The organism is Paracoccus sp. P2 (assembly GCF_046335115.1).
GTDB classification, from domain to species: Bacteria; Pseudomonadota; Alphaproteobacteria; order Rhodobacterales; family Rhodobacteraceae; genus Paracoccus; species Paracoccus pantotrophus.
Genome location: NZ_JBGOSN010000005.1, coordinates 163,102 through 189,032 on the forward strand (window position 1 = coordinate 163,102; position 25,931 = coordinate 189,032).

Sequence of the window (25,931 nt, forward strand, 5' to 3'; positions counted from 1 at the left end):
AGCCAGATGTTCATCCTGATCCTTGGCGTGGCGTTGTGGTGGGCGGCGCATCTTCTCAAGCGGCTGGCACCGGGGCTGCGCGACCGGCTGGGCCGGGGTGGCGTGGCGGGGGCGCTGGCGGTCTCGGTGGTGCTGATGGTGATCGGCTATCGCATGGCGGACGGCCCCTATTGGTGGGGCGCGACGGCCGCCCTGAAGGGCGTCAACAACCTGCTGGTGCTGCTGGCCTTTTACCTTTTCGCCGTTGCCGGCATGAAGACCCGCCTGGCCCGCCATCTTCGCCACCCGCAGCTGACCGGCTTTGCGCTCTGGGCCTTTGCGCATCTCTTGCCGAATGGCGACCTGCCCAGCTTCGTGCTGTTCGGCGGGCTGCTGCTTTGGGCGCTGGCCGAAATGGCGGTAATCAACCGCGCCGAGCCGGGCTGGACCCCGCCCGCCGGGCCCTTCCCGGTCCGCAAGGAGGCGATGGCCGCGGTCGGCGCCGTCGTGCTGTTCGGGGTCGTGGCGCTGATCCACGCCTGGTTGGGCTACAACCCCTTTGGAGGCTGACATGCCGAAGATCTATCGCCTGCTGACCGAGGACGACACCTCGGCCTTCTGCCACAAGGTCAGCGAGGCGCTGTCGAAAGGCTGGGCGCTGCATGGCGACCCCGCCTATGCCTTCGACGCGGCGCGCGGCGTGATGCGCTGTGCCCAGGCCGTCACCAAGGAGATCGAGGCCGATTACCACCCGGACATGAAACTGGGCCAGCAATAGGGAACCACTATGAGCAAGACCAATCCCGGCCGCTTCTTCGAGGATTACCGCGTCGGCCAGGTGATCCGCCACGCCGTGCCGCGCACCGTGGCCGAGGGCGAGCGTGCGCTTTACCACGCGCTCTACCCGGCGCGGCACGCACTTTATTCCTCGGACGAGTTCGCGGCGGCCTCGGGGCTGGAGGGCAGCCCGCTGGACGACCTGATCGCCTTTCACATCGTCTTCGGCAAGTCGGTTCCCGACATCAGCCTGAACGCGGTGGCGAACCTGGGCTATGCCGAGGGGCGCTGGCTGAAGCCGGTCTGGCCGGGCGACACGCTGCGCGCCGAATCCGAGGTGATCGGGCTCAGGGAGAACTCGAACGGCAAGTCCGGCGTGGTCTGGGTCCGCACCCGCGGGCTGAACCAGCTGGACGAGGTGGTGCTGGATTATGTGCGCTGGGTCATGGTGCGCAAGGGCGATGCCGCGGCGCCGGCGCCCGAGCCGGTGGTGCCGGAGCTGGCGAAATCGGTGGCGCCCGCCGACCTGGTGCTGCCCGAGGGGCTGGATTTCGCGCAATACGATTTCGGCCTGGCCGGCGAGCCGCATCGCTGGGGCGACTACCAGATCGGCGAGGTCATCGACCATGTCGACGGCGTCACCGTCGAGGAGGCCGAGCACATGCTGGCCACCCGGCTGTGGCAGAACACCGCCAAGGTGCATTTCGACGCTACCTTCCGCGAGGATGGCCGGCGGCTGATCTATGGCGGCCATGTCATCAGCATGGCCCGCGCGCTCAGCTTCAACGGGCTGGCCAATGCGCAGATGATCGTGGCGCTGAACGGCGGGGCCCATGCCAACCCCTGCTTTGCCGGCGACACGATCCGCGCTTGGTCCGAGGTGCTGGACAAGGCCGACACCCATGCGCCGGGCGTCGGCGCGATCCGGCTGCGGCTGGTGGCGCACAAGGGCGCGGCCGGTGATCACGCCCTGCGCGGCGAGGACGGAAAATATGCCCCGCAGGTGCTGCTGGACCTGGATTACTGGGCCCTGATGCCGAAATGACCGCCTTGCGCCCCGGCGCGGCCGGCTCGCGAATCGCGGCTGCGCCGGGGTTGAACATGACCAAATCCCTCGGTTATCCGGGGAAAACCGGCGAGTCCGCCCTGATACCGCAATCATTCGAACCGGCCGGAGCCCGCCCGTGATCACAGCCGGTGTTTGCGTGATCACAAACTCGGAAAATCTGTCGCTTATCCGCCTTACGTCTGGCATCCACCCGTGACAGATGCGACAAGACGGCTAAAAGCAAACCCAATTTCGGCCAGCCCTCGCCGCCAGCCGTAGCGTGCGGGGCCTGAACGCAGGAGAGCGCATCATGGCTGACGTCAACCGGGGCAACCGGCCACTGTCACCGCATCTGCAGGTCTATCGCCTGCCACTTGCCGCAATCACTTCGATCATGACCCGCATCACCGGCCACGCCCTGGTCGCAGGGATCGTGCTGATCACCTGGTGGCTCGTTGCCGCTGTCACCTCGCCCGGCGCCTTCGCGGTGGCCGACTGGGTGGTGCGGTCCTGGCTCGGCTTCATCATCCTGACCGGCTCGATGTGGGCGCTGTGGTATCACCTGCTCGCCGGGCTGCGCCACCTGGCCTATGACGCCGGCTACGGCCTGGAGATCGAGGAAGCGCGGAAGTCCAGCCAGGCGCTGATCGCGGGCTCGGTCGTCTTGGCCGTGCTGACGCTGATCGTCTTTTTCGTGTTCTGAGGAAAGGGCAGGGATCATGCGTTACATCACCCCCCGCAAAGCCGCCGAAGGCCTGGGCTCGGCCCACGAAGGCACCCAGCACCACTGGGCCATGACCGTCAGTGCCGTGGCGCTGACCGTGCTGACGCCGCTGTTCATGATCGTCGTGGCCCGCGCCATCGGCCTGTCGCAGGAACAACTGCTGGCCTATTTCGGCCGCCCCTTCCCGGCGCTCATCACCGCTTTGTTCGTGATCGTGGGCATGGTCCACTTCATCAAGGGCACGCGGATCATGATCGACGACTATTTCCAGGGTGGCACCCGCAAGGCGGCCATCATCTTTTCCGTCATCTTCGGCTGGGCGGTGATCGCCGCCGCTGTCTATGCGCTGGCCCGGATGGGCCTTGGCGCGATCGTCGTCCTCTGAGGTTCCGCCATGGCTGCTTACAAATACGAAACGCACGAATATGATGTCGTGGTCGTCGGTGCCGGTGGCGCGGGCCTGCGCGCGACGCTGGGCATGGCCGAGCAGGGCCTGCGCACCGCCTGCGTGACCAAGGTCTTTCCGACCCGCTCGCATACGGTCGCGGCACAGGGCGGCATCGCCGCCTCGCTGTCGAACATGGGCCCCGACAACTGGCAGTGGCACATGTATGACACCGTCAAGGGTTCGGACTGGCTGGGCGATACCGACGCCATGGAATACCTGGCGCGCGAGGCCCCCAAGGCGGTTTACGAGCTGGAGCATTACGGCGTGCCCTTCTCGCGCACCGAGGAGGGCAAGATCTACCAGCGCCCCTTCGGCGGCCACACCACCGAGTTCGGCGAAGGCCCGCCGGTGCAGCGCACCTGCGCCGCCGCCGACCGCACCGGCCATGCCATCCTGCACACGCTCTATGGCCAGTCGCTGAAGGAAAAGGCCGAGTTCTTCATCGAATATTTCGCCCTCGACCTGATCATCACCGACGGCGCCTGCACCGGCGTGGTGTGCTGGAAGCTGGACGACGGCACCATCCATGTCTTCAACGCCAAGATGGTGGTGCTGGCGACCGGCGGCTATGGTCGGGCCTATTTCAGCGCCACCTCGGCCCATACCTGCACCGGCGACGGCGGCGGCATGGTGGCGCGCGCCGGCCTGCCGCTTCAGGACATGGAATTCGTGCAGTTCCATCCGACCGGCATCTACGGCTCGGGCTGCCTGATCACCGAGGGCGCGCGCGGCGAGGGCGGCTACCTGACCAACAGCGAGGGCGAACGCTTCATGGAGCGTTACGCACCGACCTACAAGGATCTGGCCAGCCGCGACGTGGTCTCGCGCTGCATCACCATCGAGATCCGCGAGGGTCGCGGCGTCGGTCCCAACAAGGACCACATGCATCTGAACCTGATGCACCTGCCGCCGGAAAGCCTGGCCGAGCGGCTGCCGGGCATCTCGGAATCGGCCAAGATCTTTGCCGGCGTCGATGTGACGCGCGAGCCGATCCCGATCCTGCCGACGGTGCATTACAACATGGGCGGCATCCCCACGAACTATTGGGGCGAGGTGCTGAACCCGACCGTCGAAAGCCCGGACCAGGTCTTCCCCGGCCTGATGGCGGTGGGCGAGGCCGGCTGCGCCTCGGTCCATGGCGCGAACCGGCTGGGCTCGAACTCGCTGATCGACCTGGTGGTCTTCGGCCGCGCCGCGGCGATCCGCGCCGGGCAGGTGATCGATCGCAAGGCGGCGATCCCCAGCACCAACAAGGAACAGGTGGACAAGGCGCTGGACCGCTTCGACCGCATCCGCAACGCCAACGGCTCGGTGCCGACGGCCGAGCTGCGGCTTGAGATGCAGCGCACCATGCAGGCCGATGCCGCGGTGTTCCGCACCGACAAGACCCTGGCCGAGGGCGTCGAGAAGATGAAGGTGATCGCGGCCAAGATGGACGACCTGAAGGTCACCGACCGCAGCCTCATCTGGAACAGCGACCTGATGGAGACGCTGGAGCTGACCAACCTGATGCCCAACGCGCTGGCCACCATCGTCGGCGCCGAGGCGCGCAAGGAAAGCCGCGGCGCCCATGCCCATGAAGACTACCCCGAGCGGGATGATGCCAACTGGCGCAAGCACTCGCTTGCGTGGATCGAAGGCAACGATGTTAAACTGGCCTATCGGCCCGTGCACCTCGAGCCTCTGACCACGCAAGAGGAAGGCGGGATCGACCTGAAAAAGATCGCACCCAAAGCGAGGGTTTACTGATGCGTCTTCCCCTGATCCTGACCGCCGCTGCGCTGGCTCTTTCCGGCTGCGTGGTGCAGAACCCCGGCATGGCGCCGGCGCCGCTGCCGCCGGTCGCGGCCCCCGCGCCGGATGCGGCGATCCGTTCCTCGGCGCGCGTCGTCGTCAACCGCGAGATGGCGCGGCGCCTGCCCGGCGCCAATGTCGCGCCCTATACCGATTGCGTGATGCAGAACGCCACCAGCGCCGAACTGGCCAGCATCGCCGAGGCCGGCGCGGCCGGGGCAGGGGATGCGGTGGCCGCCATCGTCGGCCGCCCGGCGACCACGCAATGCATCGCCGGCGCCGCGGCGGCGGCCAAGCGGGCCGCCTGATGGCCTGGCGCGGCGCGATTGGCCCCGGCCTTGCCCCGGTTCTGCTGGGGCTGGCGGCCTGCGCGCCCGCGCCGGTGCGGATCCCGGTCGCCGAGGCCGAGCGCGTCTGCATGGTCCAGGCGCTGGATGCGCGGTCGCCGCGGACCCAGGTCGGGCTGGGGGTCGGCTCGGGCGGCTATCGCGGCGGTTTCGTCAGCGTGGACCTGTCCTCGGACCAGAGCCTCGGGCGCGACCCGTCCCAGGTCTTCGACCGCTGCGTCCTCAACCGCTCGGGACAGATGCCGACGCGGCCGCTTTACCAACAGCCGGGCTGGGGGGTGCATTGACGCCCTCCGCCCAAGCCACCGCATGACGGCCTGATCGCAAGATGACGGCCTGACCACCAGGAGTTACCCAATGGTCCAACTTACCCTTCCCAAGAACAGCCGCATGCGGGTCGGCAAGACCTGGCCGAAACCCGAAGGCGCGACGAACGTCCGCCGCTTCAACATCTATCGCTGGGATCCCGATACCGGCGAGAACCCGCGCATCGACACCTATTTCGTCGACATGGACAAATGCGGCCCGATGGTGCTGGACGCGCTGATCAAGATCAAGAACGAGATCGACCCGACGCTGACCTTCCGCCGTTCCTGTCGCGAGGGGATCTGCGGCTCCTGCGCGATGAACATCGACGGCGGCAACCATCTGGCCTGCATCTTCGGCATGGACGAGATCAAGGGGGACGTGAACATCTATCCGCTGCCGCATATGCCGGTGGTCAAGGATCTGGTGCCCGACCTGACGCATTTCTACGCCCAGCACGCCTCGGTCCAGCCCTACCTGATCACCGAGACGCCGACCCCCGACAAGGAATGGCGCCAGTCGATCGAGGACCGCAAGAAGCTGGACGGCCTCTATGAATGCGTGATGTGCGCCAGCTGCTCGACCGCCTGCCCGAGCTACTGGTGGAACGGCGACCGCTACCTGGGCCCGGCGGCCCTGCTGCATGCCTATCGCTGGATCATCGATTCGCGCGACGAGGCCACGGGCGAGCGGCTGGATGCGCTTGAGGATCCGTTCAAGCTATATCGCTGCCACACGATCATGAACTGTACCAACACCTGCCCCAAAGGGTTGAACCCGGCCAGGGCCATCGCCTCGATCAAGCACATGATGGTGGACCGGATCGTCTGATTTGCACGGCCGTCATGGCCGGTATGCCGTGATATGCCGTTTGACGCCGCGTCGCAGAGGTAGATTTTTCTGCGGCGCGGCATTATCTTTTCCGGCGGGGAAGAGCATCACTTCGACCCGGAGACCTTCGGATGAAAACCCTTGCCGAGACCCAAAAACCCAGTGCCAACCTGACCGTGCTGAAGCCGGCCAAGTCGGCAGACCGCGTGGCCCTGGCCGTGCTGGAGCAGATGTACGGCTATTTCAGCTTCGATCCGATGCCGATGGAAGCCGACATTCGCCAAGCCGCCTGAAGCGCGGCGCCTTGCCCGCTCGCGCGGGCCTTCCAGCGCGGCTTCCCGGCCGCGCTTTTGTCATTCCCGCAAGGCGTTTGCTGCGCGCTTTCTTGGGTATTTGGAGAACAGAGAAGCCAGGCCACATCTCCAGCTTCTCTGTTCTCCAAATACCCATGCGGCAGGGCGGAGAGGCGGGATGAGAGCGGCTTGCGATGCCACGGCCGCGCGCATAGCATCGCCCCATGACCTGCATCATTCCCGAAGACGCTGCCGAACGCCGGGCTGTCCGCCCGGTCATCTGCTATCCGAACGAGACGCTGCCCGATCCGAACCTGTCCGGTTTGCAGGCGCTGCGGCTGACGGCGCGCAAATCCGGCGAATGCCTGGTGCCCCCGCGCGAGGCGCGTTGCTTTCACGTCCCGGCCGGGCATTTCTTTCGCATCACCAGCGTCGAGGGGCCGCAGGTCGGCGATCTGAATCTGTGGTCCGCCGCCGATCCGCGTGAGCGGTTCTATTCCGGCAAGACCCGTGCCCTGCATGGCACGCATCTGACGCGCGGCCATCGCATGTGGTCCAGCTTTCCGCATCTGCGCCCGATGGCCACGGTGGTCGAGGATACGCTGGAATGGTATGGGATCGACGAATACGGCGCCTCGGTCCATGATGTGATCGGCACGCGCTGCGATCCCTATACCCATCGCCTGCTGAACGGGCAGGACTACCACCATTGCTGCCATTCCAACCTGGTCAATGCGCTGATGGCCGAGCTGGGCCTTTCGCGCCAGGAGGCCGAGCCCCTGGTGCATGACGTGCTGAACGTCTTCATGTGCACCGGCTTCACCCGCGACACCGGCCAGTATTTCATGAAGGCAAGCCCGGTGCGTCCGGGCGACCACATCGAGTTCTTCGCCGAGATCGACCTGATCGGCGGACTTTCGGCCTGTCCGGGCGGCGATTGCGGCAGCGAGCATTCCAGCGACGCCGCCGCCTGTCATCCGCTGCTGGTCGAGATCTTCGCGCCGGCCCGGCTTGCGGGGCGGGCAGAACCGGAACCCAGCACCTATCGCTGGCCCTGAGGGCGGGCTAGAGCGAGATCGGCCGCATCACCTCGGGTTCGATCACCTGCACGCCCGGCAGGCCGGCCTTCAGCGCCTCGGCATCCTGCGCCAGCAGCGGGAAGGTCTTGTAATGGCAGGGGATCACGGTCTTGAAGTCGAAATACTTCCGCGCCGCCCAGGCCGCCCGGTCCATGTCCATGGTGAAATGCCCGCCGGCGCAGAGGATGCCGATATCGGGCCGGTGATATTCGCCCATCCACGCCATGTCGGCCATGATGTCGGTATCGCCCGAGACATAGATCACATGGCCTTCGCCGGCGATCATGTAGCCCGACTCGTGCCCGGCATAGACCGGTCCCTCGTTGCCGTCGAAGGACGAGGAATGGCTGGCATTGACCATCGTCACCTTGGCGCCGCCCAGATCGACGGTGCCGCCCTTGTTGAAGCCGATGCCCTCGATGTCCTGATGCGTCTGCCAGGTGTTGATCAGGTCGTAGATGCCGACGACCGGGATCTTCAGCTCGCGCGCGATCGACAGCGTGTCGCCGGTATGGTCGCCATGGCCATGGGTCAGCAGGATATGGGTGGCGCCGCGGATCGCCTGGTCGCGGCTGCCCTCGGGGAACATCGGATTGCCGGACAGCCAGGGGTCGATCAGGATTACCGCCTGTTCTATCTCCAGCCGGAAGCCGGAATGGCCAAGCCAGGTCAGTTTCATGGGAGGGCTCCTTTTTCTTGCGTCGCCGCATCCTGCCAAGCCGGGCGGCGGGCGTAAAGTTCTGCCTGCGCGAGTGCTTGCCCCGCCCCGGCCGCCCCGGTAAAACCCGGCGCAAGCGAAAGGAGCCTCCCATGGCGATCACCGAGGACGAAGCCCGCAAGGTCGCGCATCTGGCGCGGATTGCGGTCAAGGACGCCGACCTGCCCGCGCTGGCGCAGGAGCTGAACGGCATCCTGCATTTCATGGAACAGCTGAACGAAGTCGATGTCGAAGGCGTCGAGCCGATGACCGGGGTCGAGCCGATGCGGCTCAAGCGGCGCGAGGACATCGTTACCGATGGCGAGATGCAGGATCTGATCCTGAAGAACGCGCCCGATGCGCGCGAGGGCTTCTTTGCCGTGCCGAAGGTGGTGGAATGAGCGACCTGAACAAATTGACCATCGCCGAGGCCCGCGACGGGCTGCGCAAAGGCGATTTCACCAGCACCGAGCTGACCGAGGCCTGCCTGGGCGCCATCGACGCCGCCGGCGCGCTGAACGCCTATTCTCACAAGACCCCGGAAAAGGCCCGCGAAATGGCAGCGGCGGCCGACAAGCGCATCGCCGCGGGCGACGCGCCCGCCATGTGCGGCATCCCGCTGGGCATCAAGGATCTGTTCTGCACCCGCGACGTGCCGTCGCAGGCTGCGAGCCGGATCCTGGAAGGCTTCCTGCCGCAATATGAATCGACGGTGACGCAGAACCTGTGGGATGCCGGCGCGGTCATGCTGGGCAAGCTCAGCATGGACGAATTCGCCATGGGCTCTTCCAACGAGAGTGCCTGCTACGGCCCGGTGGTCAACCCGTGGAAGGTCGACGACCGGCAGCTGACGCCGGGCGGTTCCTCGGGCGGTTCGGCGGCGGCGGTGGCGGCGGACCTGTGCCTGGCCGCGACCGGCACCGATACCGGCGGCTCGATCCGCCAGCCGGCGGCCTTCACCGGCACGGTGGGGCTGAAGCCGACCTATGGCCGGGTCAGCCGCTGGGGCGTCATCGCCTTTGCCAGCTCGCTGGACCAGGCCGGGCCGATGACGAAATCGGTGCGCGACGCGGCGATCATGCTGGGCGCCATGGCCTCGGTCGATGCCAAGGACTCGACCAGTGCCGAGCGCCCGGTGCCGGATTACGAGGCGGCGCTGACCGGCGACATCCGCGGGCGTCGCATCGGCATTCCGCGCGAATACCGCATGGAAGGCATGTCGGACGAGATCGACGCGCTCTGGCACCAGGCGGCCGAGATGCTGCGCGATGCCGGCGCCGAGGTGGTGGACATCACCCTGCCGCATACGAAATACGCGCTGCCGGCCTATTACGTCATCGCGCCGGCCGAGGCCTCGTCGAACCTCGCGCGCTATGACGGGGTGCGCTATGGCCGCCGCGCGAAGCTGGGCGCCGGCGACGGCGTGGTCGAGATGTATGAAAAGACCCGCGCCGAGGGCTTCGGCCCCGAGGTGCAGCGCCGGGTGATGATCGGCACCTATGTGCTGTCGGCGGGCTTCTACGACGCCTATTACAACCGCGCCCGCAAGGTCCGCGCGCTGATCAAGCGCGACTTCGACCAGGTCTTTGCCGATGGCATCGACGCGATCCTGACGCCCGCCACCCCCAGCGCCGCCTTTGGCCTGGGCGAGATGTCGGGCAAGGATCCGGTCGAGATGTATCTCAACGACGTCTTTACCGTCACGGTGAACCTGGCCGGACTGCCGGGGATTTCGGTGCCGGTGGGGCTGGACCGGCAGGGCCTGCCGCTGGGAATGCAGCTGATTGGCCGGCCCTGGGACGAAGGCGGGCTCTTGAACCTTGCGCAGGGCCTCGAATCTGCGGCAGGATTTGCGGCGAAGCCCTCGCGCTGGTGGTGAGCGGCCTCAAACCGGAGAGAATGATGCGGAACCTGGCGATCCTGGCCCTGCTTGGCCCCGTTCTTGCCCTGGCCGGCTGCGGCGAGAATACGGGCTGGAACCCGAATTACAGCGCCATGCACAATGGTTCGCCCTATGCGGAATACCTGCAGGCGCGCGAGGTCGCGCTGCATGGCAAGGGTCCGGTGCCCAAGGTGATCCCGATCGCCTTGCCGGCGCAGGCGCCCACCGCGGCCCAGATCGCCGGGACGGCAGCCAAGCCGCGCGCTTCGGCTGCCGCCCGTCCCGTGCCTGCCCCCGCCACAGCGTCTCCGCCGGCTGGGGCACCGGCGGCGGCTCAGGCCGCGACGCCCTCGCTGGTGCGTTATGCGCAGCAGGAAAGCCAGGCGCCGGGCACGCGCAAATACCAGCGCAGCGGCAGTTCCGAATCGGCGGCGGCGCGGGCCTGCCGCAGCTATGCCAGCGCCGACGTGGCGCAAAGCGCCTTCCTCGCGGCGGGGGGGCCGGTGATCGACCCGCGCGGGCTGGATCCTGACGGCGACGGTTTCGTTTGCGGCTGGGATCCGCGCCCGCTGCGCCAATCCGGGCTTTGAGCCCTTCGCCCAATCACGGCGACCGGCGCGGGCAGCGGCCCTCGCTGGTCGTGCTCCATTATACCGGCATGGCGGACGGGCCTTCGGCCCGCGCCCGGCTCTGCGACCCCGAGGCCGAGGTCAGCGCGCATTGGCTGGTCCATGAGGACGGGACGACCGAGGCGCTCGTCCCCGAGGATCGCCGCGCCTGGCACGCGGGCGCCGGCTCCTGGCAGGGGCGCGAGGACGTCAATTCGCGCAGCATCGGCATCGAGCTGGTCAATCCCGGCGACCGTCCCTTTCCCGAGCCGCAGATGGCGGCGCTGGAGAGGCTGCTGGGCGCCATCATGGCGCGCTGGTCCATCGGGCCCGAGGGCGTGATCGCCCATTCCGACATGGCGCCGGGGCGCAAGATCGACCCCGGCCCGCGCTTCGACTGGCGCCGGCTGGCCTTGCAGGGGTTGGCGGTCTGGCCGGATGGATCGGGCGCCGACCTGTCCTTGGCCGAGAGCCTGTCCCGCATCGGCTATCCGGACGAACCGGCGCGGCTTGCCGCCTTCCGCCTGCGTTTCCGCCCCTGGGCCGACGGCCCCGAGGACGAAACCGACCGGCGCATGGCCGCGGCGCTGGCCTGTTCCTGGCTTCTTCCTTGTCCAAATATCCCGCAGGGGGAGGCCGCCGCGTCTGCGGCGGGCGGGGGACGCGAAGTCCCCCCTTCACGGCCCTAGAACAGCGCCTCGATCCGCCGGGCCTCCTCGGCCAGGCCGTAAGGCGGGTTCAGCACCACCATGCCCGAGCCGATCATGCCATGGCCCGGCCGTGCCGGCGGGAACCGCAGCTCGGACAGCAGCGCCTCGGGATGGTTGCGGCGCAGCGCCTCGACCATGGGCGCATGGCGGAGATCGGCCAGGATCGGATACCACAGCGCGATCACGCCGACATTCCACTTGCGCGCCAGCTGGGCGACATGGCGCGGGATGGCGTCGTAATCGGCCTTGACCTCATAGCTCGGGTCGATCAGCAGCAACCCGCGCCGCGGCATGGGCGGGCAGATCGCCTGCGCCATCTGGAACCCGTCCTGCCGGTGCAGATGCGCAAAGCCCGCGACCTCGGCCAGGGCCGCGTGTTCGGCCGGGTGCAGCTCGGCCAGATGCGCCACGTCGCCCGGCCGCAGGAAATGCCGCGCGATCAGCGGCGAGCCGGGATAGGCCGTGGCGCCATGGCGGGCACGCACCGCGTCCAGGGCAAGGCGCAGCGGGTGATCCGCGGCCAGCCAATCCTCGGACAGGGCGCGGGTGATGCCCGCCGCTGCCTCGCCGGTCTTTTCGGCCTCGGGTGCTGCCAGGTCGTAGAGCCCGCGCCCGGCATGGGTTTCCAGATAGCTCAGCGGCTTGGGCTTGGCGGTCAGATAGGCCAGCATCCAGGCCAGCAGCGCGTGCTTGTGCAGGTCGGCCAGGTTTCCGGCGTGATAGGCGTGCTGATAGGACAACATGTCCCGCGATTAACCCGATGGCCCGGAAATGAAAAGCGGCGGTGCCCAGGGAGGAGGAGGGGGCACCGCCGCGCAACGCTGGCCCAGGGAGGAGGAGGGGCCGCGTATGGGGCGCGGCAATGGCAGGGAGGAGGAGGCCATTACCGCGTGCTGCCGGTCCCAGGGAGGAGGAGAGGACCGTCGCATTCCGTTCCGCCTTGCGGCGGTGTTTTGGCGGCGCCCTCCAGGGAGGAGGAGGGGAGGGCGCCGCGCAGAACGGGAAGCCCAGGGAGGAGGGGGCTTCGCCGTGTCGGTTTGGCGGCGCCTCCGGGAGGAGGAGAGAGGCTGCCGCCGGACCGCGAGACCCAGGGAGGAGGAGGGGTCTCGCCGTATAGGGTGCGGCAATGGCGGGGGGGAGGAGGCCATTACCGCGTGCTGACGGTCCCAGGGAGGAGGAGAGGACCGTCGCATTCCGTTCCGCCTTGCGGCGGCATTCTTGGCGGCATCCCCAGGGAGGAGGGGGAGCCGCCTGCACCGTGAAGCCCAGGGAGGAGGAGAGGCTTCACCGTATCTGGCGGCGGCATCCTCAGGGAGGAGGAGGGAGGATGCCGCCTGAACCCGGACCCAAGGGAGGAGGAGTGGGTCGGGTGTTCTATTCGCTTACTTCGTGCCCCAGGCGGCTTCGTAAGCCACGCTGCGGATATTGCTGCGGCTCAGCCCCAGATCGGCCAGTTCGCGGTTGGACAGCTCGCCCAGTTCGCGCAGGGTCTGGCGATAGACCGCCCGGCGGGCCATGTGGTCACGCAGATTGGCCACGAATTTCGCGATCGCGCCGTTGCCGGCGATGTCGTTGCGGTGCATACCGCCATGGATCAGATCGAGAACAGCCATTTCATTCACTCTTTCGTCTTGCGGATGGCGCGGTCGGTTTTCCCTGTCGCGCTGTTGAGACGAACATGGGCCCTTTTCTGCATCTGCACAATGGCTGCGGGCGAGATGCTGCTATGCAGAATCGGCATGGCTGTTTCTGGGCTTCGGGGTCAACTCGTTAATAATCCGTGAATTTTTCAGGCCTTTTACAAGCTCGATCAAGTTTCTCTAGCGGATCGGTCGTATTTTACGCGGGGTCACAGGGGGTTAGCGTTATCAGCCCGCAAGCCCGGCTTGCCCATCCCCGCGCGAATTGCGATGCTGCGGGCGCTTTGATGCGGGGGTAGCCATGACCATCTCACGGGAACGTGTGCTTGCGGAACTTGCCCAGATCGCGGTTCCGGGCGGCGGCAACCTGGTTTCTGCCGATCTGGTGCGTGCGCTCAACGTCGAATCGGGCGTGGTGCGATTCGTCATCGAGGCGGCGGATGCCGGTTCCGCCCGCGCGCTGGCCCCGGTCGAGGCCGAGGCGCAGCGCCGGCTTTCCGCCCTGCCGGGGGTCGAGAAGGTGCAGATCGTCACCACCGCCCCCGCCGCACCGCGCGGCGCGGCGCCGCAGGTTGCGGCGCGCTCGGGCGGCGAGGCGCCGCCCAGTCTCAAGATCGGCCGCCACCCGACGCCCCAGGCGGGGCCGGCCCCGGTCAGCGGCGTGGCACGGATCCTGGCCATCGGCTCGGGCAAGGGCGGGGTCGGGAAATCCACGCTGACCTCGAACCTGGCGGTGGCGCTGGCGCGCAAGGGGCGGCGGGTCGGGCTGCTGGATGCGGATATCTACGGCCCCTCGCAGCCGCGGATGCTGGGCCTGACCNGTGGCACGGATCCTGGCCATCGGCTCGGGCAAGGGCGGGGTCGGGAAATCCACGCTGACCTCGAACCTGGCGGTGGCGCTGGCGCGCAAGGGGCGGCGGGTCGGGCTGCTGGATGCGGATATCTACGGCCCCTCGCAGCCGCGGATGCTGGGCCTGACCGGGCAGCGCCCGACCAGCGACGGCCAGATGATCGAGCCGCTGCACGCCCATGGCGTGACCGTCATGTCGCTGGGCCTGATGATGAAGGAAGGCGAGGCCGTGGTCTGGCGCGGCCCGATGCTGATGGGCGCGCTGCAGCAGATGCTGAACCAGGTGAAATGGGGCGAGCTGGACGTGCTGCTGGTCGACCTGCCGCCCGGCACTGGCGACGTGCAGCTGTCCTTGTGCCAGAAGGCGCAGGTCAGCGGGGCGATCATCGTCTCGACCCCGCAGGACGTGGCGCTGATCGACGCCCGTCGCGCCATCGACATGTTCGGCAAGCTCCAGACCCCGGTGCTGGGGCTGGTCGAGAACATGTCCACCTATATCTGCCCGAATTGCGGCCATGAGGCGCATCTGTTCGGCCATGGCGGCGTCGCTGCCGAGGCGGCGGCGCTGGGGCTGCCCTTCCTGGGCGAGATCCCGCTGAACCTCGACCTGCGGCTTGCGGGCGATGCCGGCACGCCGATCGCGGCCGGTGACGGCCCGGCGGCGCAATCCTTCGCCCGGCTGGCCGAGCGCCTGATCGCCGGCGGCATGGCCTGACCCGGCCTTTCGGACCCGTTCGGGAAATCACGGGAACGGGTCCGGGAAAACATGGGAATGGGTCCCGGATTCCGAATCACCGCGGCGTGAGTGCTTGTGAAGGCCAGCCGAATCCGCAAGCTTTCGTCCTTTTCGGTGGAAGAATCGCCGCTTGAGGGGAGCTTGGGGGACGATTCCGGGAAATGGTGGGATTTATTTGCCACATCCCGCCAGCATACCATATTTAGTGTCTCCTTTATCCCTGCATCCGATACCTTCCCCTCTTGTCGCGCGGTTGTGAATTTGTTCGCGCCGTGTTCGCCGGCAAGAGCCCGCCTGTGCTGGTGCCGCGACCAAACAAATCCATTGCGTCCCATGAAATCCCATGGCATCCCTTGGTTCACGGAACGGGCTCAAGGGGCAGCAAGACCCCAAAGGCGACAAGCAGCTTTCATACAGGCAACCCGTTTCCGAACGACCCCTGCGGCGCGCGAGCAGCACCTCCCCCAGGTGGCGCGAAACGCAGGGCGCGATCCCCGAAACTACGGGGCCCAGAGATGGGAACGAGGGCGGCGGATCGGGCAGTGGCAGCAGCCCGGTCCGCCTTTCCTTTTCGGCAAGACCGGAAAGGTCGGGACAGTGAAAGGAGGGCGCGCCCTTGGCACGCCGTTTCAGAGGGTCGGAAGAGGTCAAGGTGGACGCGAAGGGCCGCGTTTCCATCCCGGCCAAGTTCCGCCGGGTCTTTGAAGCCTCCGATCCCGACTGGCAGGCCGGCAAGCGCGCGCAACTGGTCATCGTCTACGGCACCCGCGACTGGAACTGGCTGCAGCTTTTCACCATCGAGGCGATGGAGGAGATCGAAGAGGGCATCGCCCGCATGCCGCGCGGCTCGGCCGCCCGCAACCTCCTGGAAAACATCTACCAGGGCCATGCCGACGAGGCCGAGATCGACGGCGACGGCCGCCTGGTCCTGCCGCAGAAGCTGCGCGAGAAGATCGGCCTGACCGACAGCGCCTTCTTCATCTCGGCCGGCGACAGCCTGAAGGTCTGGACCCCCGAGGCCTATGCCGAGGAAGAACGTGCGCTGGAAGCCCGCGTGCCGGAACTGGAGCCGGGCGCCGATCCGCTGTCGCTGCTGGCCCCCGCCGCGGCGAAGGACGAGGGCTAGGGCATGGCCGAGGCGCCGCATATCCCCGTCCTGCTTGGCCCGCTGTTGCGGGCCGTTCAGCCTGTGCAGGGCACCTGGGTCGACGGCACCTTCGGCGCCGGCGGCTATGCCCGCGGCCTGCTGGAGCAGGGCGCCGACCGGGTGATCGGCATCGACCGCGACCCGGCGGTCTTTCGCATGGCCGAAGCCTGGGCGGGCGAATACGGCGACCGGCTGCGGCTGGTCCAGGGCACGTTCTCGGACCTCGACAGGCTGGCCGGCGGGCCGGTCGACGGCGTGGTGCTGGACCTTGGGGTCAGCTCGATGCAGCTCGACCAGCCCGAGCGCGGCTTTTCCTTTCTGCGCGACGGCCCTCTGGACATGCGCATGGGCGGCGACGGTCCCTCGGCGGCCGACCTGCTGAACACGGCGCCCGAGCAGGTCATCGCCGACGTGCTGTATCTTTACGGCGAGGAACGCGCCTCGCGCCGCATCGCCAGGGCCATCGTCGCGGCGCGGCCGCTGAGCCGCACCGGCCAGCTTTCGGACATCGTCGCCGGCTGCCTGCCGCGGCCGAAGCCGGGACAGAGCCACCCCTCGACCCGCGCCTTCCAGGCGATCCGCATCTGGGTGAACGACGAATTCGGCCAGCTGGTCGCCGGGCTTGCCGCGGCCGAGCGGGCGCTGCGGCCGGGCGGCAAGCTGGCTGTGGTCAGTTTCCACTCGCTCGAGGATCGCATCGTCAAGCGGTTCATGCAGGCGCGCTCGAACAGCGCCGGCGGCGGCAGCCGCTACGCGCCCGAGGCCGCGCGCGAGGAGCCGGCCTTCACGCTGCCCTTCCGCCGCGCCATCGGCGCCGACGAGGCCGAACTGGCGGCGAATCCGCGCGCGCGCTCGGCGCTTTTGCGCGTCGGCATCCGCACCGCGGCGCCGGCTGGCCGGGTCGATCCGGCGGCCCTGGGTCTGCCGCTGCTGTCCGAAAGGGGGGCGTGATGCGTTCGGTGCTTCACCTTCTGACCGCGCTTTCGGTGATGGGTCTGGCCTTCTGGGCCTATCGCGAGAACTATCGCACCCAGGCCGCCATCAGCGAGATGAGCGACATCCAGCGCCAGATCGGCCGGCTGCGCGAGGATCTGGGCGTGCTGCGCGCGGAATGGGCCTATCTGAACCGGCCCGAGCGCCTGCGCCAGCTGGTCGACCTGAATTTCGAGCGGCTGAAGCTGGTGCCCTTCGGCTCCGATCAGTTCGTGGACGTGGGGCAGGTGGCCTTTCCGGCGCCCAAGCTGTTCCAGCCCGCCCCCGGCACGGATGCCGACCTGCCGGTCGAACGTCCCGCCGGCTTCCCGCCCCGCAGACCACAGGAGAGCACGCCATGATCCGCACCCCGCTGCGCCCGCTGGCCCGCATCCTTCGCGCCCGCGAAACCGGCGAGAATCCCGATGCCATCGAGGCCGCGAACCGCGCCCAGAGACATGCCGCGATCCAGGAAAGCGCGCGCGGCAGCGCCCGCACCCGGCTGTTCTTCATGTCCTGCGCCTTCGCGCTGGCCTTTGGCACCGTGGGCGCAAAGATGGGCGTGCTGGCCGCCAGCCAGCCCAGCGAACCGCGGGTGCAGACCACCGGCGCGCAGATCATCTCGCAACGCGCCGACATCACCGACCGGCACGGCCGGGTTCTGGCCACCAACCTGCTGACCCATTCGCTTTACGCCCATCCGCAGCAGATGGTCGAGCCCGAGCGCGCGGCGCGCGAACTGGTCCGCATCTTCCCCGACCTGGATATCGAGCGGCTCAACAAGGATTTCACCGGCAAGCGCACCTTCGTCTGGATCAAGAAGAAGATCAGCCCCGAGCAGATGCAGGCCGTCCATGACATCGGCGAGCCGGGCCTGCTGTTCGGCCCGCGCGAGATGCGGCTTTACCCGAACGGCCATATCGCCGCCCATATCCTTGGCGGCGCCACCTTCGGCAAGGAGGACGTGGCGAGCGCCGAGGTCGTCGGCGTCGCCGGCGTTGAAAAAGCCTTCGACCACTGGCTGCGCGATCCGGCCAATGACGGCGCGCCGCTGGCGCTGTCGCTGGACCTGACCGTCCAGGCCGCCATGGAGGAGGTGCTGGGCAACGGCATGAAGGTCATGAACGCCAAGGGCGCCACCGGCATCCTGATGGAGGTCAAGACCGGCGAGATCCTCGCCATGGCCAGCCTGCCCGATTTCGACCCCAACGACCGGCCGCGGCCGCTGCTCAAGGGCGATCCCTCGGACAGCCCGCTGTTCAACCGCGCGGTGCAGGGGCAATACGAGCTGGGTTCGACCTTCAAGATCTTCCCGGTGGCGCAGGCCATCGACCTCAAGCTGGTCAGCCCGGCCACGATGATCAACGCCAAGGCGCCGATGAAGATCGGCAAATACCTGATCAACGAGTTCCGCGGCCATAATTACGGCACGCTTTCGGTGACGGACATCATCGTGAAGTCCTCGAACGTCGGCACCGTCCGCGTGGCCCAGCTGCTGGGCGCCGAGCGGCAGAGGGATTTCCTGGAAAAGCTGGGCTTCTTCGAGCCGACCCCGATCGAGATGAGCGAGGCGCCGACCGGCAAGCCGCTGGTGCCGAAACGCTGGCCGGCCGTGACCTCGGCCACCGTGGCCTTCGGGCACGGGCTGGCGGCCAGCCCGCTGCATCTGGCCGCGGCCTATGCGACTGTCGCGAATGGCGGCAAGCGGGTGATGCCGACGCTGATCCACGACCGCCGCCCGCGCGGCGGCGAGCAGGTGCTGTCGTCCGAGGCCGCGCATATCGCCGTGCAGATGCTGCGCCAGGTCGTCGTCCGCGGCAGCGGCCGCAGCGCCAATGTCGAGGGCTACGAGGTCGCGGGCAAGACCGGCACCGCCGACAAGCCGCGCCCGACGGGGGGCTATTACGGCAACAAGGTGGTCTCGACCTTCGCCTCGGTATTCCCGGCCAGCGATCCGCAATATGTGCTGGTGCTGTCGCTGGACGAGCCCTCGACCATCGGTCCCGGCGGAGAAAGCCGGACCGCAGGCGCCACCTCGGCCCCGGTAGCGGCCGAGGTGATCCGCCGCGTTGCGCCGCTGCTGGGCCTGCGTCCCAGCACGGAAACGCAGCTGCCGATGGTTGAACGGCCTTTGCCGGATCGGCTAAAGCTCGTCTCGAACTGATGAGCGGAGGCTTCGTGACCGAGCGGGCGATGCGGCTGTCCCTTCTGGGGCTGAGGGGGGACAAGGGGCGCGACCCCGAGATAACGGGTCTTGCCGTCGATTCGCGGCAGGTCAGGCCGGGCCATCTGTTCGCGGCGCTGCCGGGCTCGGCCGCGCATGGGGGCGAGTTCATCCAATATGCGCTGCGCCAGGGGGCGGGCGCGATCCTGACCGACCGCAAGGGGGCCGAGATCGCCGCCGAGGTGCTGGCGGGTGCCGATGCCGCGCTGGTCGTGGCCGAGGATCCCCGCGCCGCGCTGGCCGGAGCCGCCGCACTGTGGTTCGCTGCCCAGCCCGAGACCATGGTCGCCGTCACCGGCACCTCGGGCAAGACCTCGGTCGCGACCTTCACCCGGCAGATCTGGCAGGCGCTGGGGCACAGGGCGATCAGCCTGGGCACCATGGGGGTGCAGGGCGACTACCAGGCCAAGCTGGCCCATACCACGCCCGAGCCGATCACCCTGCACCGGGTGCTGGCCGAGGCGGCGGAAGCGGGCGTCACCCATGCGGCGATGGAGGCCAGTTCGCACGGGCTTGACCAGCGCCGGCTGGACGGGGTGCGGCTGAAGGCCGGCGCATTCACCAATTTCAGCCAGGACCACCTGGATTATCACAAGGACTTCGACGAATATTTCGCCGCCAAGGCGCTGCTTTTCGATCACCTGCTGGACGAGGGCGCCGGGGCGGTCGTCAATATCGACGACCCGCGCGGCCGGCAGATGGCGCAGATCGCGCGCGAACGCGGCCTGGCGCTGATGAGGGTCGGTAAGGACGGGTCGGCCGACCTGCGCATCCTTGGGCAACGCTACGATGCCACCGGCCAGGATCTGCGCTTCAGCTTCCGCGGGCAGGCGCATCTGGTGCGGCTGGCGCTGATCGGCGGCTTCCAGGCGGAAAACGTTCTGGCCGCCGCCGGCCTGGCCATCGCCGCCGGAGACGAGGCGGCGCGGGTGATCGAGACCCTGCCCGGCCTGACCACGGTGCGCGGCCGCATGGAACTGGCGGCGGTGCGGGAAAACGGCGCGGCGGTCTTCGTCGATTACAGCCACAAGCCCGGCGCCTTGGCCTCGGCCCTGCAAAGCCTGCGCCCGCATGTCATGGGCCGCATCATCGTGGTCTTCGGCGCCGGCGGCGACCGCGACCGCCTGAAGCGCCCGCTGATGGGCGAGGCGGCGCGGCAATTCGCCGACCTGGTCTATGTGACCGACGACAACCCCCGCAGCGAAGACCCGGCCGCGATCCGCGCCGAGGTGCTGGCCGGCGCCGGTCCCGATGCCATCGAGGTCGGCGACCGCGCCGAGGCGATCCTGCGCGGCGTCGATGCCTTGCAGCCCGGCGATGCGCTGCTGATCGCCGGCAAGGGCCACGAGACCGGCCAGATCATCGGCAACGACGTTTATCCCTTCGACGATGCCGAGCAGGCCTCGGTGGCCGTCGCGGCGCTGGATGGCAAGATATGACGCTCTGGACCTCGCAGGATGCCGTCGCCGCGACCGGCGGCCGCGCCACCCGCGACTTCGCGGTCACGGGCGTTTCCATCGACACGCGGACGATCCGGCCGGGCGATCTGTTCATCGCCCTGCAAGCGGCCCGCGACGGCCACGATTTCGTCGCCCAGGCCTTGCAGAAGGGCGCCGGCGCCGCGCTGGTCAGCCGCATCCCCCATGGCGTTGCCGACGATGCCCCGCTGTTGGTCGTTCCCGATGTCCTGCCGGCGCTGGAGGCACTTGGCCGCGCCGGCCGCGCCCGGATGGGCGGCAAGGTCATCGCCATCACCGGCTCGGTCGGCAAGACCTCGACCAAGGAGATGGCGCGCATCGCGCTGGCCGGGCAGGGGCAAATCCATGCGGCCGAGGCCAGCTACAACAACCATTGGGGCGTGCCGTTGACGCTGGCGCGCATGCCCCAGGACACCGATTTCGCCATCATCGAGATCGGCATGAACCATCCGGGCGAGATCGAGCCGCTGGCCCGCCTCGCCCGCCCGCATGTCGCCATGATCACCACCGTCGCCGCAGCGCATCTGGAAGCCTTCGGCGCCATCGAGGGCATCGCCCGCGAGAAGGGCGCGATCTTCCGCGGGCTGATCCAGCCGGGCACCGCCATCCTGCCCGAAGATCTGCCTGTCACCCAGATTCTGCGCGACTGCGCGGATGAAGCGGGCGCCATCGTCATCGGTTTCGGCCAGCAGGGCATGGCCCGGCCGCTGACAGCCGAGACCGCGGACGGCGCGACCCGGGTCCGCGCCCGCGTGCTGGGCGAGGCGGTGGATTTCACCCTGGCAACGGCCGGCACGCATTTCGTCATGAACGCGGTCGGCGTTCTGGCGGCGCTCTCGGCCGCGGGGGCCGACCTGGCGCAGGCGGCGGCACGCCTTTCCGACTGGCGCCCGCCGCTGGGCCGCGGCGCGGTCGAGGATCTGGGTGGCATCCGGCTGATCGACGATGCCTATAACTCCAACCCCACCTCGCTTTCGGCCGGGCTTGCGACGCTGGCGCGGCTGACCGGCGGGCGCCGGGTGGCGATCCTGGGCGACATGCTGGAACTGGGGCCCGACGAGATCGCGCTCCATGCCGGCATGGCCGCGGATCCCGCCATGGAGGCGGTGGACCTGGTCCATACCGCCGGCCCGCGCATGCGCGCCCTGCACGAGGCGCTGCCTCAGGCCCGTCGCGGGCAGCATGCCGAGAGTGCCGCCGAACTGGCCGAGCGCGCCCGGGAGCTGGTCGCGCCCGGCGATATCGTGCTCGTGAAGGGTTCGAAGTCCTCCAAGGTCTCGACGGTGGTTGACGCGCTGCGGCGGACGCGCCAAAGCACGCCGCCTGGCGAAAGGACAGCGTAATGCTCTATTGGCTCACGAACCTCTCCGACGGCGGGGATTTCTTCAACCTTTTCCGCTATATCACCTTCCGCGCCGGGGGTGCCTTCTTCACGGCGCTGCTCTTCGGCTTCTTCTTCGGCCGGCCGCTGATCGACCTCTTGCGCCGCAAGCAGAAAAAGGGCCAGCCGATCCGCGACGACGGGCCGGAAAACCATTTCTCCAAGGCCGGCACCCCGACCATGGGGGGGCTCTTGATCCTGGCCGCGCTGACCATCGGCACATTGCTCTGGGCGCGGCTCGACAACGGCTATGTCTGGATCGTGCTGCTGGTCACGCTGGGCTTCGCCGCCATCGGCTTTGCCGACGACTATGCCAAGGTCACGAAGCAGCATCACGCGGGGCTCTCGGGCAAGGTGCGGCTGCTGATCGGGCTTGGCATCGCCGCCGCCGCCGGCGCGGCGGCCGCCTGGGCCCATCCGGCGGCGCTAAGCGGCGAACTGGCGCTGCCCTTCTTCAAGGATGCGCTGATCAACCTGGGCCTGCTCTACGTGCCCTTCGCGGTGCTGGTTATCCTGGGCGCGGCCAATGCGGTGAACCTGACCGACGGGCTGGACGGGCTGGCGATCATGCCGGTGATGATCGCCGCGGGCAGCTTCGCGGTGATCGCCTATATGGTCGGCAACGCGAATTTCGCCAATTACCTGGGCGTGCATTTCGTGCCCGGCACCGGCGAGCTTGCGGTCTTCGTCGCGGCGCTGATCGGTGGCGGGCTGGGTTTCCTGTGGTATAACGCCCCCCCCGCCGCGGTCTTCATGGGCGATACCGGCAGCCTCGCGCTCGGCGGCGCGCTGGGCGCCATCGCGGTGGTCACCAAGCACGAGATCGTCCTGGCCATCGTCGGCGGGCTTTTCGTGGTCGAGGCGCTCAGCGTCATCATCCAGGTGCTCTATTTCAAGCGCACCGGCAAGCGCGTCTTCCTGATGGCCCCGATCCACCACCATTTCGAGAAGAAGGGCTGGGGCGAGGCGCAGATCGTCATCCGCTTCTGGATCATCGCGCTGATCCTGGCGCTGATCGGGCTTGCGACGCTGAAGCTGCGCTGACAGGCTTTCTCCGTTTTCCAAATACCCTCGGGGGGTCCGGGGGGCGAAGCGCCCCCGGCCTGCCACAGCGAAGGAAACAGCATGATCCCGGTCCAGGGCGTCGAGAACCAGACCATCGCCGTGCTCGGCCTCGGCCGCTCGGGCCGCGCCACCGCCGCCGCGCTCGCTGCCGGCGGCGCCCATGTCGTCGCCTGGGACGACGGTGTCGATACGCGCGAACAGGCCCAAGCCGACGGGCTGCGCCTTCTCGACCTGACCCGCGACCAGAACTGGGACGGCATCGCCGCGCTGATTGCCAGCCCCGGCATCCCGCATCTCTACCCCAAGCCGCATCCGGTCATCGCGACGGCCTATGCGCTCGGCGTGCCGGTCGACAACGACATCGGCCTGTTCTTCCGCAGCTTCGCCACCGCGGAATGGGAACGCTTCGACACCACCCCCCGCGTCATCGCCGTCACGGGCTCGAACGGCAAGTCCACCACCACGGCGCTGATCCACCACATCCTGAAGGAGGCTGGCCGCCCGACCCAGGTCGGCGGCAATATCGGCACCGGCGTCTTGTCGCTGGAACCCGCCCATGACGGGGAGGTGGTGGTGCTGGAGCTTTCCAGCTACCAGACCGACCTCGCCCGCGCCCTGACCCCCGATGTCGCGGTGTTCACCAATCTCTCGCCCGACCATCTCGACCGCCATGGCGGGCTGGGCGGCTATTTCGCCGCCAAGCGCCGGCTTTTCGCCGAGGGCGGACCAGACCGCGCCGTGATCGGCGTCGACGAGCCCGAGGGCCGCTATCTTGCCGGCCAGCTCGCCATGGCCGCTTCGGACGACCGGGTGATCCGCATCTCCTCGGGGCAGAAGCTCGACCGTTTCGGCTGGTCGGTCTTTGCCCGCAAGGGCTTCCTTTCGGAATACCGCAAGGGCCGCCAGGTCGCCGCGATCGACCTGCGCGAGGTCAGGGGCCTGCCGGGCGAGCACAACCACCAGAACGCCTGCGCCGCCTATGCCGCGGCCCGCGCCGTCGGCATCGCGCCGCGCGAGATCGAGCGCGCCTTCCACAGCTTCGAAGGGTTGCCGCATCGCAGCCAGACGGTCGCCGAGATCGGCGGCGTGGCCTGGGTCAACGACAGCAAGGCCACCAATGTCGATGCCGCCGCCAAGGCGCTGGCCGCCTTCCCGCGCATCCGCTGGATCGCCGGCGGCATGGGCAAGGATGGCGGCATCGAGGCGCTGGCCCCCTTCCTCGGCAATGTCACCAAGGTCTATCTGATCGGCCATTCCGCCCGCGACTTCGCGCTGCAGATCGGCCAGACCCCCTATGAGATCGCCGAAACCATGGAGCAGGCCGTCGCCCGCGCCGCAGCCGAGGCCCAGCCGGGCGAGACCGTGCTGCTCGCCCCTGCCGCCGCCAGCTTCGACCAATACCCCAACTTCGAGAAACGCGGCGAGCATTTCACCGCCCTGGTCAAGGCGCTGCAAGGCTGATCTTCACCGTTTCCCAAATTCTCACGCTCCAGGGCTGCCAGGCGCGGCGCGTGCAGGACATGGCGAGGATCTCATCATGCCGATCAGGGCACGGCACCCGGCTTCTTCGTTCCTTAAATACCCATGGAACCGCCCAGCCAGGAGCCGGGCTCGCATGGACAAGGCCCCGGCGGAACCGGGGCCTTGCCCTTGTGACACGGATCAGAAGGAATAGCCGATGCGCATTGCGATCGCCCAAGCCTCGCTGTCGTCCATCCTGGCGACTTCCGTCTTGTTGCCGCTCGGTCCCACGCCCAGCGTGGCGTTGCCAAGCTTGGTGTAGTTGATGCCGGTGGTGATCTTGATGTTGTCCATCGTATAGATCGCGGCCACCGTCACCGCCTTGCGGCCGTTCACCGGGGCCAGCGGCGAAACCGTGTCGCCCTCGCTCGGTTCATAGAGGAACGAGACCGAACCCGACCAGTTCTCGGTGAATTTGCGCCCTATGCCGATGGTATAGGTGGTCGTGTCCTCAAGCTCGACGAGGGGGATCTCTCCAGCGGGAGAGGCGATCGGGAACAGGAAGTTGTCCACCTCGAACTCGGACCATTTCACCCAGCGGATCGAGCCGAACAGCAGCGTATCGGCGGCGATGCCGGTCTGGCCCTCCAGCGTCCAGCTGCGCGGCGTCTTGACGGTATGTTCGCCGGTGAAGGTCATCGGCAGCGGGCCGCCGCTTTCGGTCATGTCGAAATCATGCTCGATGGGCGAATTGTAGGTCAGCGAAACCCGGGCTGCGATCTCGGGCATCTCATAAGCCACGCCGGCGACCCAGCCGATGCCCCAGGCATTGTCGATGTCCAGGTTATAGCCCGAGGTGGTGGCGTAGCCAGCGCCATGCAGCCGGACGTTACCATCCGCATTCGAACCACGAATACCGCCATGCACCGAGAAGTTGTTGTCGAACTTGTAGCGCAGCAATGCGGTATAGGTGGTCGAGTTGACCTCGACCCGCGTGCCACCCAGCACCGGCGAATTCGCCGTGGGATAGAGGACGTCGGCACCGAAGGGCTGTTCGACGATCAGCGCGCCGGACAGGTTCTCGTTGAACTGGTGCTTGTAGGCCAGACCGAAGAAGCCATAGCCTTGGGCCACGTCGCCTGTCGAGAAGCCCGCCACATCCCTGCCGCGCACGGTGGGATTCACCCCGCCGAAGCTCAACTCCAGGTAATTCCCGCTTTCGAACAGCGGTGCCAGCGATTGCGGCGCGCGCTCGATCCCGCCGGCCAGAACGGGCGCGGCGCTTGCCAGCAGGGCGCCGATGCCGGTGACGATCCTTTTCATGGTTTTCCTCCCTAGCCAGGTTCGCGTCGAACCCCTTGGTTCAACCTGCGGCAGCCTGCCTGCTTGCGTCAATCGCCCCCGCCCGGTAACGCGGCGTTCTGACGCATCCGGCCGCTCTGGCGTGGCCTGCC

General features: G+C 67.9%; 28 protein-coding genes and 2 pseudogenes. 25 read left to right on the top strand and 5 right to left on the bottom strand.

Annotated features, from left to right (window positions below):
- Nucleotides 1-6: 6 nt before the first annotated feature.
- The 11 genes from ACDP63_RS05450 (at nucleotide 7) to ACDP63_RS05500 (ending at nucleotide 7,605) form a co-directional block, all read left to right on the top strand.
- Nucleotides 7-549: an NnrU family protein gene (locus ACDP63_RS05450; RefSeq protein WP_024842912.1), complete on the top strand. Its 543-nt coding sequence runs from the start codon at nucleotides 7-9 to the stop codon at nucleotides 547-549.
- A 1-nt stretch (nucleotide 550) separates the two neighbouring features.
- Nucleotides 551-757, top strand: a complete 207-nt coding sequence (locus ACDP63_RS05455) for a DUF1737 domain-containing protein (RefSeq protein WP_024842911.1) — start codon at nucleotides 551-553, stop codon at nucleotides 755-757.
- Nucleotides 758-766: 9 nt separating this feature from the next.
- On the top strand, nucleotides 767-1,801 hold the full coding sequence (locus tag ACDP63_RS05460) for a MaoC family dehydratase (protein WP_024842910.1): 1,035 nt from the start codon (nucleotides 767-769) through the stop codon (nucleotides 1,799-1,801).
- Between the two features lie 313 nt (nucleotides 1,802-2,114).
- The gene (gene sdhC, locus ACDP63_RS05465; protein ID WP_024842909.1) at nucleotides 2,115-2,507 is read left to right on the top strand and encodes a succinate dehydrogenase, cytochrome b556 subunit; all 393 of its coding nucleotides are present in this window, start codon (nucleotides 2,115-2,117) and stop codon (nucleotides 2,505-2,507) included.
- 16 nt (nucleotides 2,508-2,523) lie between these two features.
- The gene (sdhD, locus tag ACDP63_RS05470) at nucleotides 2,524-2,913 is read left to right on the top strand and encodes a succinate dehydrogenase, hydrophobic membrane anchor protein (protein ID WP_011746913.1); all 390 of its coding nucleotides are present in this window, start codon (nucleotides 2,524-2,526) and stop codon (nucleotides 2,911-2,913) included.
- Nucleotides 2,914-2,922: 9 nt separating this feature from the next.
- The gene (gene sdhA / locus ACDP63_RS05475; protein ID WP_024842908.1) at nucleotides 2,923-4,725 is read left to right on the top strand and encodes a succinate dehydrogenase flavoprotein subunit; all 1,803 of its coding nucleotides are present in this window, start codon (nucleotides 2,923-2,925) and stop codon (nucleotides 4,723-4,725) included.
- Nucleotides 4,725-5,078, top strand: coding sequence for a hypothetical protein (locus tag ACDP63_RS05480; protein ID WP_024842907.1), 354 nt, complete (start codon nucleotides 4,725-4,727; stop codon nucleotides 5,076-5,078). Before sdhA ends, ACDP63_RS05480 begins: the two co-directional genes overlap by 1 nt.
- Nucleotides 5,078-5,404 (top strand): hypothetical protein, encoded by a 327-nt coding sequence (locus tag ACDP63_RS05485; protein ID WP_028709912.1) that lies wholly within the window; start codon nucleotides 5,078-5,080, stop codon nucleotides 5,402-5,404. Before ACDP63_RS05480 ends, ACDP63_RS05485 begins: the two co-directional genes overlap by 1 nt.
- A gap of 70 nt (nucleotides 5,405-5,474) precedes the next feature.
- The gene (locus ACDP63_RS05490) at nucleotides 5,475-6,254 is read left to right on the top strand and encodes a succinate dehydrogenase iron-sulfur subunit (RefSeq protein WP_024842905.1); all 780 of its coding nucleotides are present in this window, start codon (nucleotides 5,475-5,477) and stop codon (nucleotides 6,252-6,254) included.
- A 131-nt stretch (nucleotides 6,255-6,385) separates the two neighbouring features.
- Entirely contained in the window at nucleotides 6,386-6,547 is a 162-nt protein-coding gene (locus ACDP63_RS05495; protein WP_155984333.1) for a hypothetical protein, read from the top strand.
- A 224-nt stretch (nucleotides 6,548-6,771) separates the two neighbouring features.
- Nucleotides 6,772-7,605, top strand: coding sequence for an urea carboxylase-associated family protein (locus ACDP63_RS05500; RefSeq protein ID WP_024842904.1), 834 nt, complete (start codon nucleotides 6,772-6,774; stop codon nucleotides 7,603-7,605).
- Nucleotides 7,606-7,612: 7 nt separating this feature from the next.
- Here the strand turns inward: ACDP63_RS05500 and ACDP63_RS05505 are convergent, their stop codons facing one another.
- Nucleotides 7,613-8,305 carry a metal-dependent hydrolase gene (locus tag ACDP63_RS05505; protein WP_024842903.1) on the bottom strand — a complete coding sequence of 231 codons (693 nt, stop codon included), beginning with the start codon at nucleotides 8,303-8,305 and terminating at the stop codon, nucleotides 7,613-7,615.
- 131 nt (nucleotides 8,306-8,436) lie between these two features.
- Between ACDP63_RS05505 and gatC the strand changes: the two genes are divergently transcribed.
- Genes gatC through ACDP63_RS05525 form a run of 4 tightly spaced genes read left to right on the top strand, consistent with a single transcriptional unit; the run spans nucleotide 8,437 to nucleotide 11,502 of the window.
- On the top strand, nucleotides 8,437-8,724 hold the full coding sequence (gene gatC / locus ACDP63_RS05510) for an Asp-tRNA(Asn)/Glu-tRNA(Gln) amidotransferase subunit GatC (protein ID WP_024842902.1): 288 nt from the start codon (nucleotides 8,437-8,439) through the stop codon (nucleotides 8,722-8,724).
- Nucleotides 8,721-10,202 carry an Asp-tRNA(Asn)/Glu-tRNA(Gln) amidotransferase subunit GatA gene (gatA, locus tag ACDP63_RS05515; RefSeq protein WP_024842901.1) on the top strand — a complete coding sequence of 494 codons (1,482 nt, stop codon included), beginning with the start codon at nucleotides 8,721-8,723 and terminating at the stop codon, nucleotides 10,200-10,202. The genes gatC and gatA overlap by 4 nt, the downstream gene beginning before the upstream one ends.
- 20 nt (nucleotides 10,203-10,222) lie before the next feature.
- On the top strand, nucleotides 10,223-10,795 hold the full coding sequence (locus ACDP63_RS05520) for a hypothetical protein (RefSeq protein ID WP_231486607.1): 573 nt from the start codon (nucleotides 10,223-10,225) through the stop codon (nucleotides 10,793-10,795).
- Complete coding sequence (locus ACDP63_RS05525; RefSeq protein ID WP_231486595.1) at nucleotides 10,792-11,502, top strand: N-acetylmuramoyl-L-alanine amidase; 711 nt, start codon at nucleotides 10,792-10,794, stop codon at nucleotides 11,500-11,502. Before ACDP63_RS05520 ends, ACDP63_RS05525 begins: the two co-directional genes overlap by 4 nt.
- Here ACDP63_RS05525 and rlmJ read toward each other — a convergent pair.
- From rlmJ to ACDP63_RS05540, 3 genes are all read right to left on the bottom strand, one after another.
- Nucleotides 11,499-12,266: a 23S rRNA (adenine(2030)-N(6))-methyltransferase RlmJ gene (gene rlmJ / locus ACDP63_RS05530; protein WP_028709913.1), complete on the bottom strand. Its 768-nt coding sequence runs from the start codon at nucleotides 12,264-12,266 to the stop codon at nucleotides 11,499-11,501. The genes ACDP63_RS05525 and rlmJ overlap by 4 nt on opposite strands.
- Nucleotides 12,267-12,905: 639 nt before the next feature.
- Nucleotides 12,906-13,136, bottom strand: coding sequence for a DUF1127 domain-containing protein (locus ACDP63_RS05535; protein ID WP_024842899.1), 231 nt, complete (start codon nucleotides 13,134-13,136; stop codon nucleotides 12,906-12,908).
- A 5-nt stretch (nucleotides 13,137-13,141) separates the two neighbouring features.
- A complete protein-coding gene (locus ACDP63_RS05540; RefSeq protein WP_256233523.1) occupies nucleotides 13,142-13,264 on the bottom strand; it encodes a hypothetical protein in 123 nt (40 codons plus the stop codon).
- Nucleotides 13,265-13,464: 200 nt separating this feature from the next.
- Here ACDP63_RS05540 and ACDP63_RS05545 point away from each other — a divergent pair.
- From ACDP63_RS05545 to murD, 10 genes and pseudogenes are all read left to right on the top strand, one after another.
- Nucleotides 13,465-13,971 (top strand): annotated as a pseudogene (locus tag ACDP63_RS05545) (P-loop NTPase); the annotation flags it as partial.
- A gap of 13 nt (nucleotides 13,972-13,984) precedes the next feature.
- Nucleotides 13,985-14,728, top strand: a pseudogene (locus ACDP63_RS05550) (Mrp/NBP35 family ATP-binding protein); the annotation flags it as partial.
- Nucleotides 14,729-15,365: 637 nt separating this feature from the next.
- Nucleotides 15,366-15,875, top strand: coding sequence for a division/cell wall cluster transcriptional repressor MraZ (mraZ, locus tag ACDP63_RS05555; protein ID WP_024842897.1), 510 nt, complete (start codon nucleotides 15,366-15,368; stop codon nucleotides 15,873-15,875).
- 3 nt (nucleotides 15,876-15,878) lie between these two features.
- Nucleotides 15,879-16,847, top strand: a complete 969-nt coding sequence (gene rsmH, locus ACDP63_RS05560) for a 16S rRNA (cytosine(1402)-N(4))-methyltransferase RsmH (protein ID WP_028709914.1) — start codon at nucleotides 15,879-15,881, stop codon at nucleotides 16,845-16,847.
- The gene (locus tag ACDP63_RS05565) at nucleotides 16,847-17,230 is read left to right on the top strand and encodes a hypothetical protein (RefSeq protein WP_024842895.1); all 384 of its coding nucleotides are present in this window, start codon (nucleotides 16,847-16,849) and stop codon (nucleotides 17,228-17,230) included. The genes rsmH and ACDP63_RS05565 overlap by 1 nt, the downstream gene beginning before the upstream one ends.
- Nucleotides 17,227-19,032 carry a peptidoglycan D,D-transpeptidase FtsI family protein gene (locus tag ACDP63_RS05570; protein WP_024842894.1) on the top strand — a complete coding sequence of 602 codons (1,806 nt, stop codon included), beginning with the start codon at nucleotides 17,227-17,229 and terminating at the stop codon, nucleotides 19,030-19,032. The genes ACDP63_RS05565 and ACDP63_RS05570 overlap by 4 nt, the downstream gene beginning before the upstream one ends.
- Nucleotides 19,032-20,531 (top strand): UDP-N-acetylmuramoyl-L-alanyl-D-glutamate--2,6-diaminopimelate ligase, encoded by a 1,500-nt coding sequence (locus ACDP63_RS05575; RefSeq protein ID WP_374327619.1) that lies wholly within the window; start codon nucleotides 19,032-19,034, stop codon nucleotides 20,529-20,531. Before ACDP63_RS05570 ends, ACDP63_RS05575 begins: the two co-directional genes overlap by 1 nt.
- The gene (gene murF, locus ACDP63_RS05580) at nucleotides 20,528-21,913 is read left to right on the top strand and encodes a UDP-N-acetylmuramoyl-tripeptide--D-alanyl-D-alanine ligase (RefSeq protein ID WP_024842892.1); all 1,386 of its coding nucleotides are present in this window, start codon (nucleotides 20,528-20,530) and stop codon (nucleotides 21,911-21,913) included. The genes ACDP63_RS05575 and murF overlap by 4 nt, the downstream gene beginning before the upstream one ends.
- Nucleotides 21,913-22,995 carry a phospho-N-acetylmuramoyl-pentapeptide-transferase gene (gene mraY / locus ACDP63_RS05585; protein WP_024842891.1) on the top strand — a complete coding sequence of 361 codons (1,083 nt, stop codon included), beginning with the start codon at nucleotides 21,913-21,915 and terminating at the stop codon, nucleotides 22,993-22,995. The genes murF and mraY overlap by 1 nt, the downstream gene beginning before the upstream one ends.
- Before the next feature lie 81 nt (nucleotides 22,996-23,076).
- Nucleotides 23,077-24,477, top strand: a complete 1,401-nt coding sequence (murD, locus tag ACDP63_RS05590; protein ID WP_024842890.1) for a UDP-N-acetylmuramoyl-L-alanine--D-glutamate ligase — start codon at nucleotides 23,077-23,079, stop codon at nucleotides 24,475-24,477.
- 201 nt (nucleotides 24,478-24,678) lie between these two features.
- On the opposite strand, the gene ACDP63_RS05595 is transcribed toward murD, so the two are convergent.
- Nucleotides 24,679-25,800: an OmpP1/FadL family transporter gene (locus tag ACDP63_RS05595; protein ID WP_024842889.1), complete on the bottom strand. Its 1,122-nt coding sequence runs from the start codon at nucleotides 25,798-25,800 to the stop codon at nucleotides 24,679-24,681.
- Nucleotides 25,801-25,931 lie beyond the last annotated feature (131 nt).

What these genes read in the sequence shown, in the direction of transcription:
- ACDP63_RS05450 (WP_024842912.1), top strand. Translation starts at nt 7, where the DNA reads ATGTTCATCCTGATCCTTGGCGTGGCGTTGTGGTGGGCGGCGCATCTT.
- ACDP63_RS05455 (WP_024842911.1), top strand. Translation starts at nt 551, where the DNA reads ATGCCGAAGATCTATCGCCTGCTGACCGAGGACGACACCTCGGCCTTC.
- ACDP63_RS05460 (WP_024842910.1), top strand. Translation starts at nt 767, where the DNA reads ATGAGCAAGACCAATCCCGGCCGCTTCTTCGAGGATTACCGCGTCGGC.
- sdhC (WP_024842909.1), top strand. Translation starts at nt 2,115, where the DNA reads ATGGCTGACGTCAACCGGGGCAACCGGCCACTGTCACCGCATCTGCAG.
- sdhD (WP_011746913.1), top strand. Translation starts at nt 2,524, where the DNA reads ATGCGTTACATCACCCCCCGCAAAGCCGCCGAAGGCCTGGGCTCGGCC.
- sdhA (WP_024842908.1), top strand. Translation starts at nt 2,923, where the DNA reads ATGGCTGCTTACAAATACGAAACGCACGAATATGATGTCGTGGTCGTC.
- ACDP63_RS05480 (WP_024842907.1), top strand. Translation starts at nt 4,725, where the DNA reads ATGCGTCTTCCCCTGATCCTGACCGCCGCTGCGCTGGCTCTTTCCGGC.
- ACDP63_RS05485 (WP_028709912.1), top strand. Translation starts at nt 5,078, where the DNA reads ATGGCCTGGCGCGGCGCGATTGGCCCCGGCCTTGCCCCGGTTCTGCTG.
- ACDP63_RS05490 (WP_024842905.1), top strand. Translation starts at nt 5,475, where the DNA reads ATGGTCCAACTTACCCTTCCCAAGAACAGCCGCATGCGGGTCGGCAAG.
- ACDP63_RS05495 (WP_155984333.1), top strand. Translation starts at nt 6,386, where the DNA reads ATGAAAACCCTTGCCGAGACCCAAAAACCCAGTGCCAACCTGACCGTG.
- ACDP63_RS05500 (WP_024842904.1), top strand. Translation starts at nt 6,772, where the DNA reads ATGACCTGCATCATTCCCGAAGACGCTGCCGAACGCCGGGCTGTCCGC.
- ACDP63_RS05505 (WP_024842903.1), bottom strand. Translation starts at nt 8,305, where the DNA reads ATGAAACTGACCTGGCTTGGCCATTCCGGCTTCCGGCTGGAGATAGAA.
- gatC (WP_024842902.1), top strand. Translation starts at nt 8,437, where the DNA reads ATGGCGATCACCGAGGACGAAGCCCGCAAGGTCGCGCATCTGGCGCGG.
- gatA (WP_024842901.1), top strand. Translation starts at nt 8,721, where the DNA reads ATGAGCGACCTGAACAAATTGACCATCGCCGAGGCCCGCGACGGGCTG.
- ACDP63_RS05520 (WP_231486607.1), top strand. Translation starts at nt 10,223, where the DNA reads ATGATGCGGAACCTGGCGATCCTGGCCCTGCTTGGCCCCGTTCTTGCC.
- rlmJ (WP_028709913.1), bottom strand. Translation starts at nt 12,266, where the DNA reads ATGTTGTCCTATCAGCACGCCTATCACGCCGGAAACCTGGCCGACCTG.
- ACDP63_RS05535 (WP_024842899.1), bottom strand. Translation starts at nt 13,136, where the DNA reads ATGGCTGTTCTCGATCTGATCCATGGCGGTATGCACCGCAACGACATC.
- ACDP63_RS05540 (WP_256233523.1), bottom strand. Translation starts at nt 13,264, where the DNA reads ATGCCGATTCTGCATAGCAGCATCTCGCCCGCAGCCATTGTGCAGATG.
- rsmH (WP_028709914.1), top strand. Translation starts at nt 15,879, where the DNA reads ATGGCCGAGGCGCCGCATATCCCCGTCCTGCTTGGCCCGCTGTTGCGG.
- ACDP63_RS05565 (WP_024842895.1), top strand. Translation starts at nt 16,847, where the DNA reads ATGCGTTCGGTGCTTCACCTTCTGACCGCGCTTTCGGTGATGGGTCTG.
- ACDP63_RS05570 (WP_024842894.1), top strand. Translation starts at nt 17,227, where the DNA reads ATGATCCGCACCCCGCTGCGCCCGCTGGCCCGCATCCTTCGCGCCCGC.
- ACDP63_RS05575 (WP_374327619.1), top strand. Translation starts at nt 19,032, where the DNA reads ATGAGCGGAGGCTTCGTGACCGAGCGGGCGATGCGGCTGTCCCTTCTG.
- murF (WP_024842892.1), top strand. Translation starts at nt 20,528, where the DNA reads ATGACGCTCTGGACCTCGCAGGATGCCGTCGCCGCGACCGGCGGCCGC.
- mraY (WP_024842891.1), top strand. Translation starts at nt 21,913, where the DNA reads ATGCTCTATTGGCTCACGAACCTCTCCGACGGCGGGGATTTCTTCAAC.
- murD (WP_024842890.1), top strand. Translation starts at nt 23,077, where the DNA reads ATGATCCCGGTCCAGGGCGTCGAGAACCAGACCATCGCCGTGCTCGGC.
- ACDP63_RS05595 (WP_024842889.1), bottom strand. Translation starts at nt 25,800, where the DNA reads ATGAAAAGGATCGTCACCGGCATCGGCGCCCTGCTGGCAAGCGCCGCG.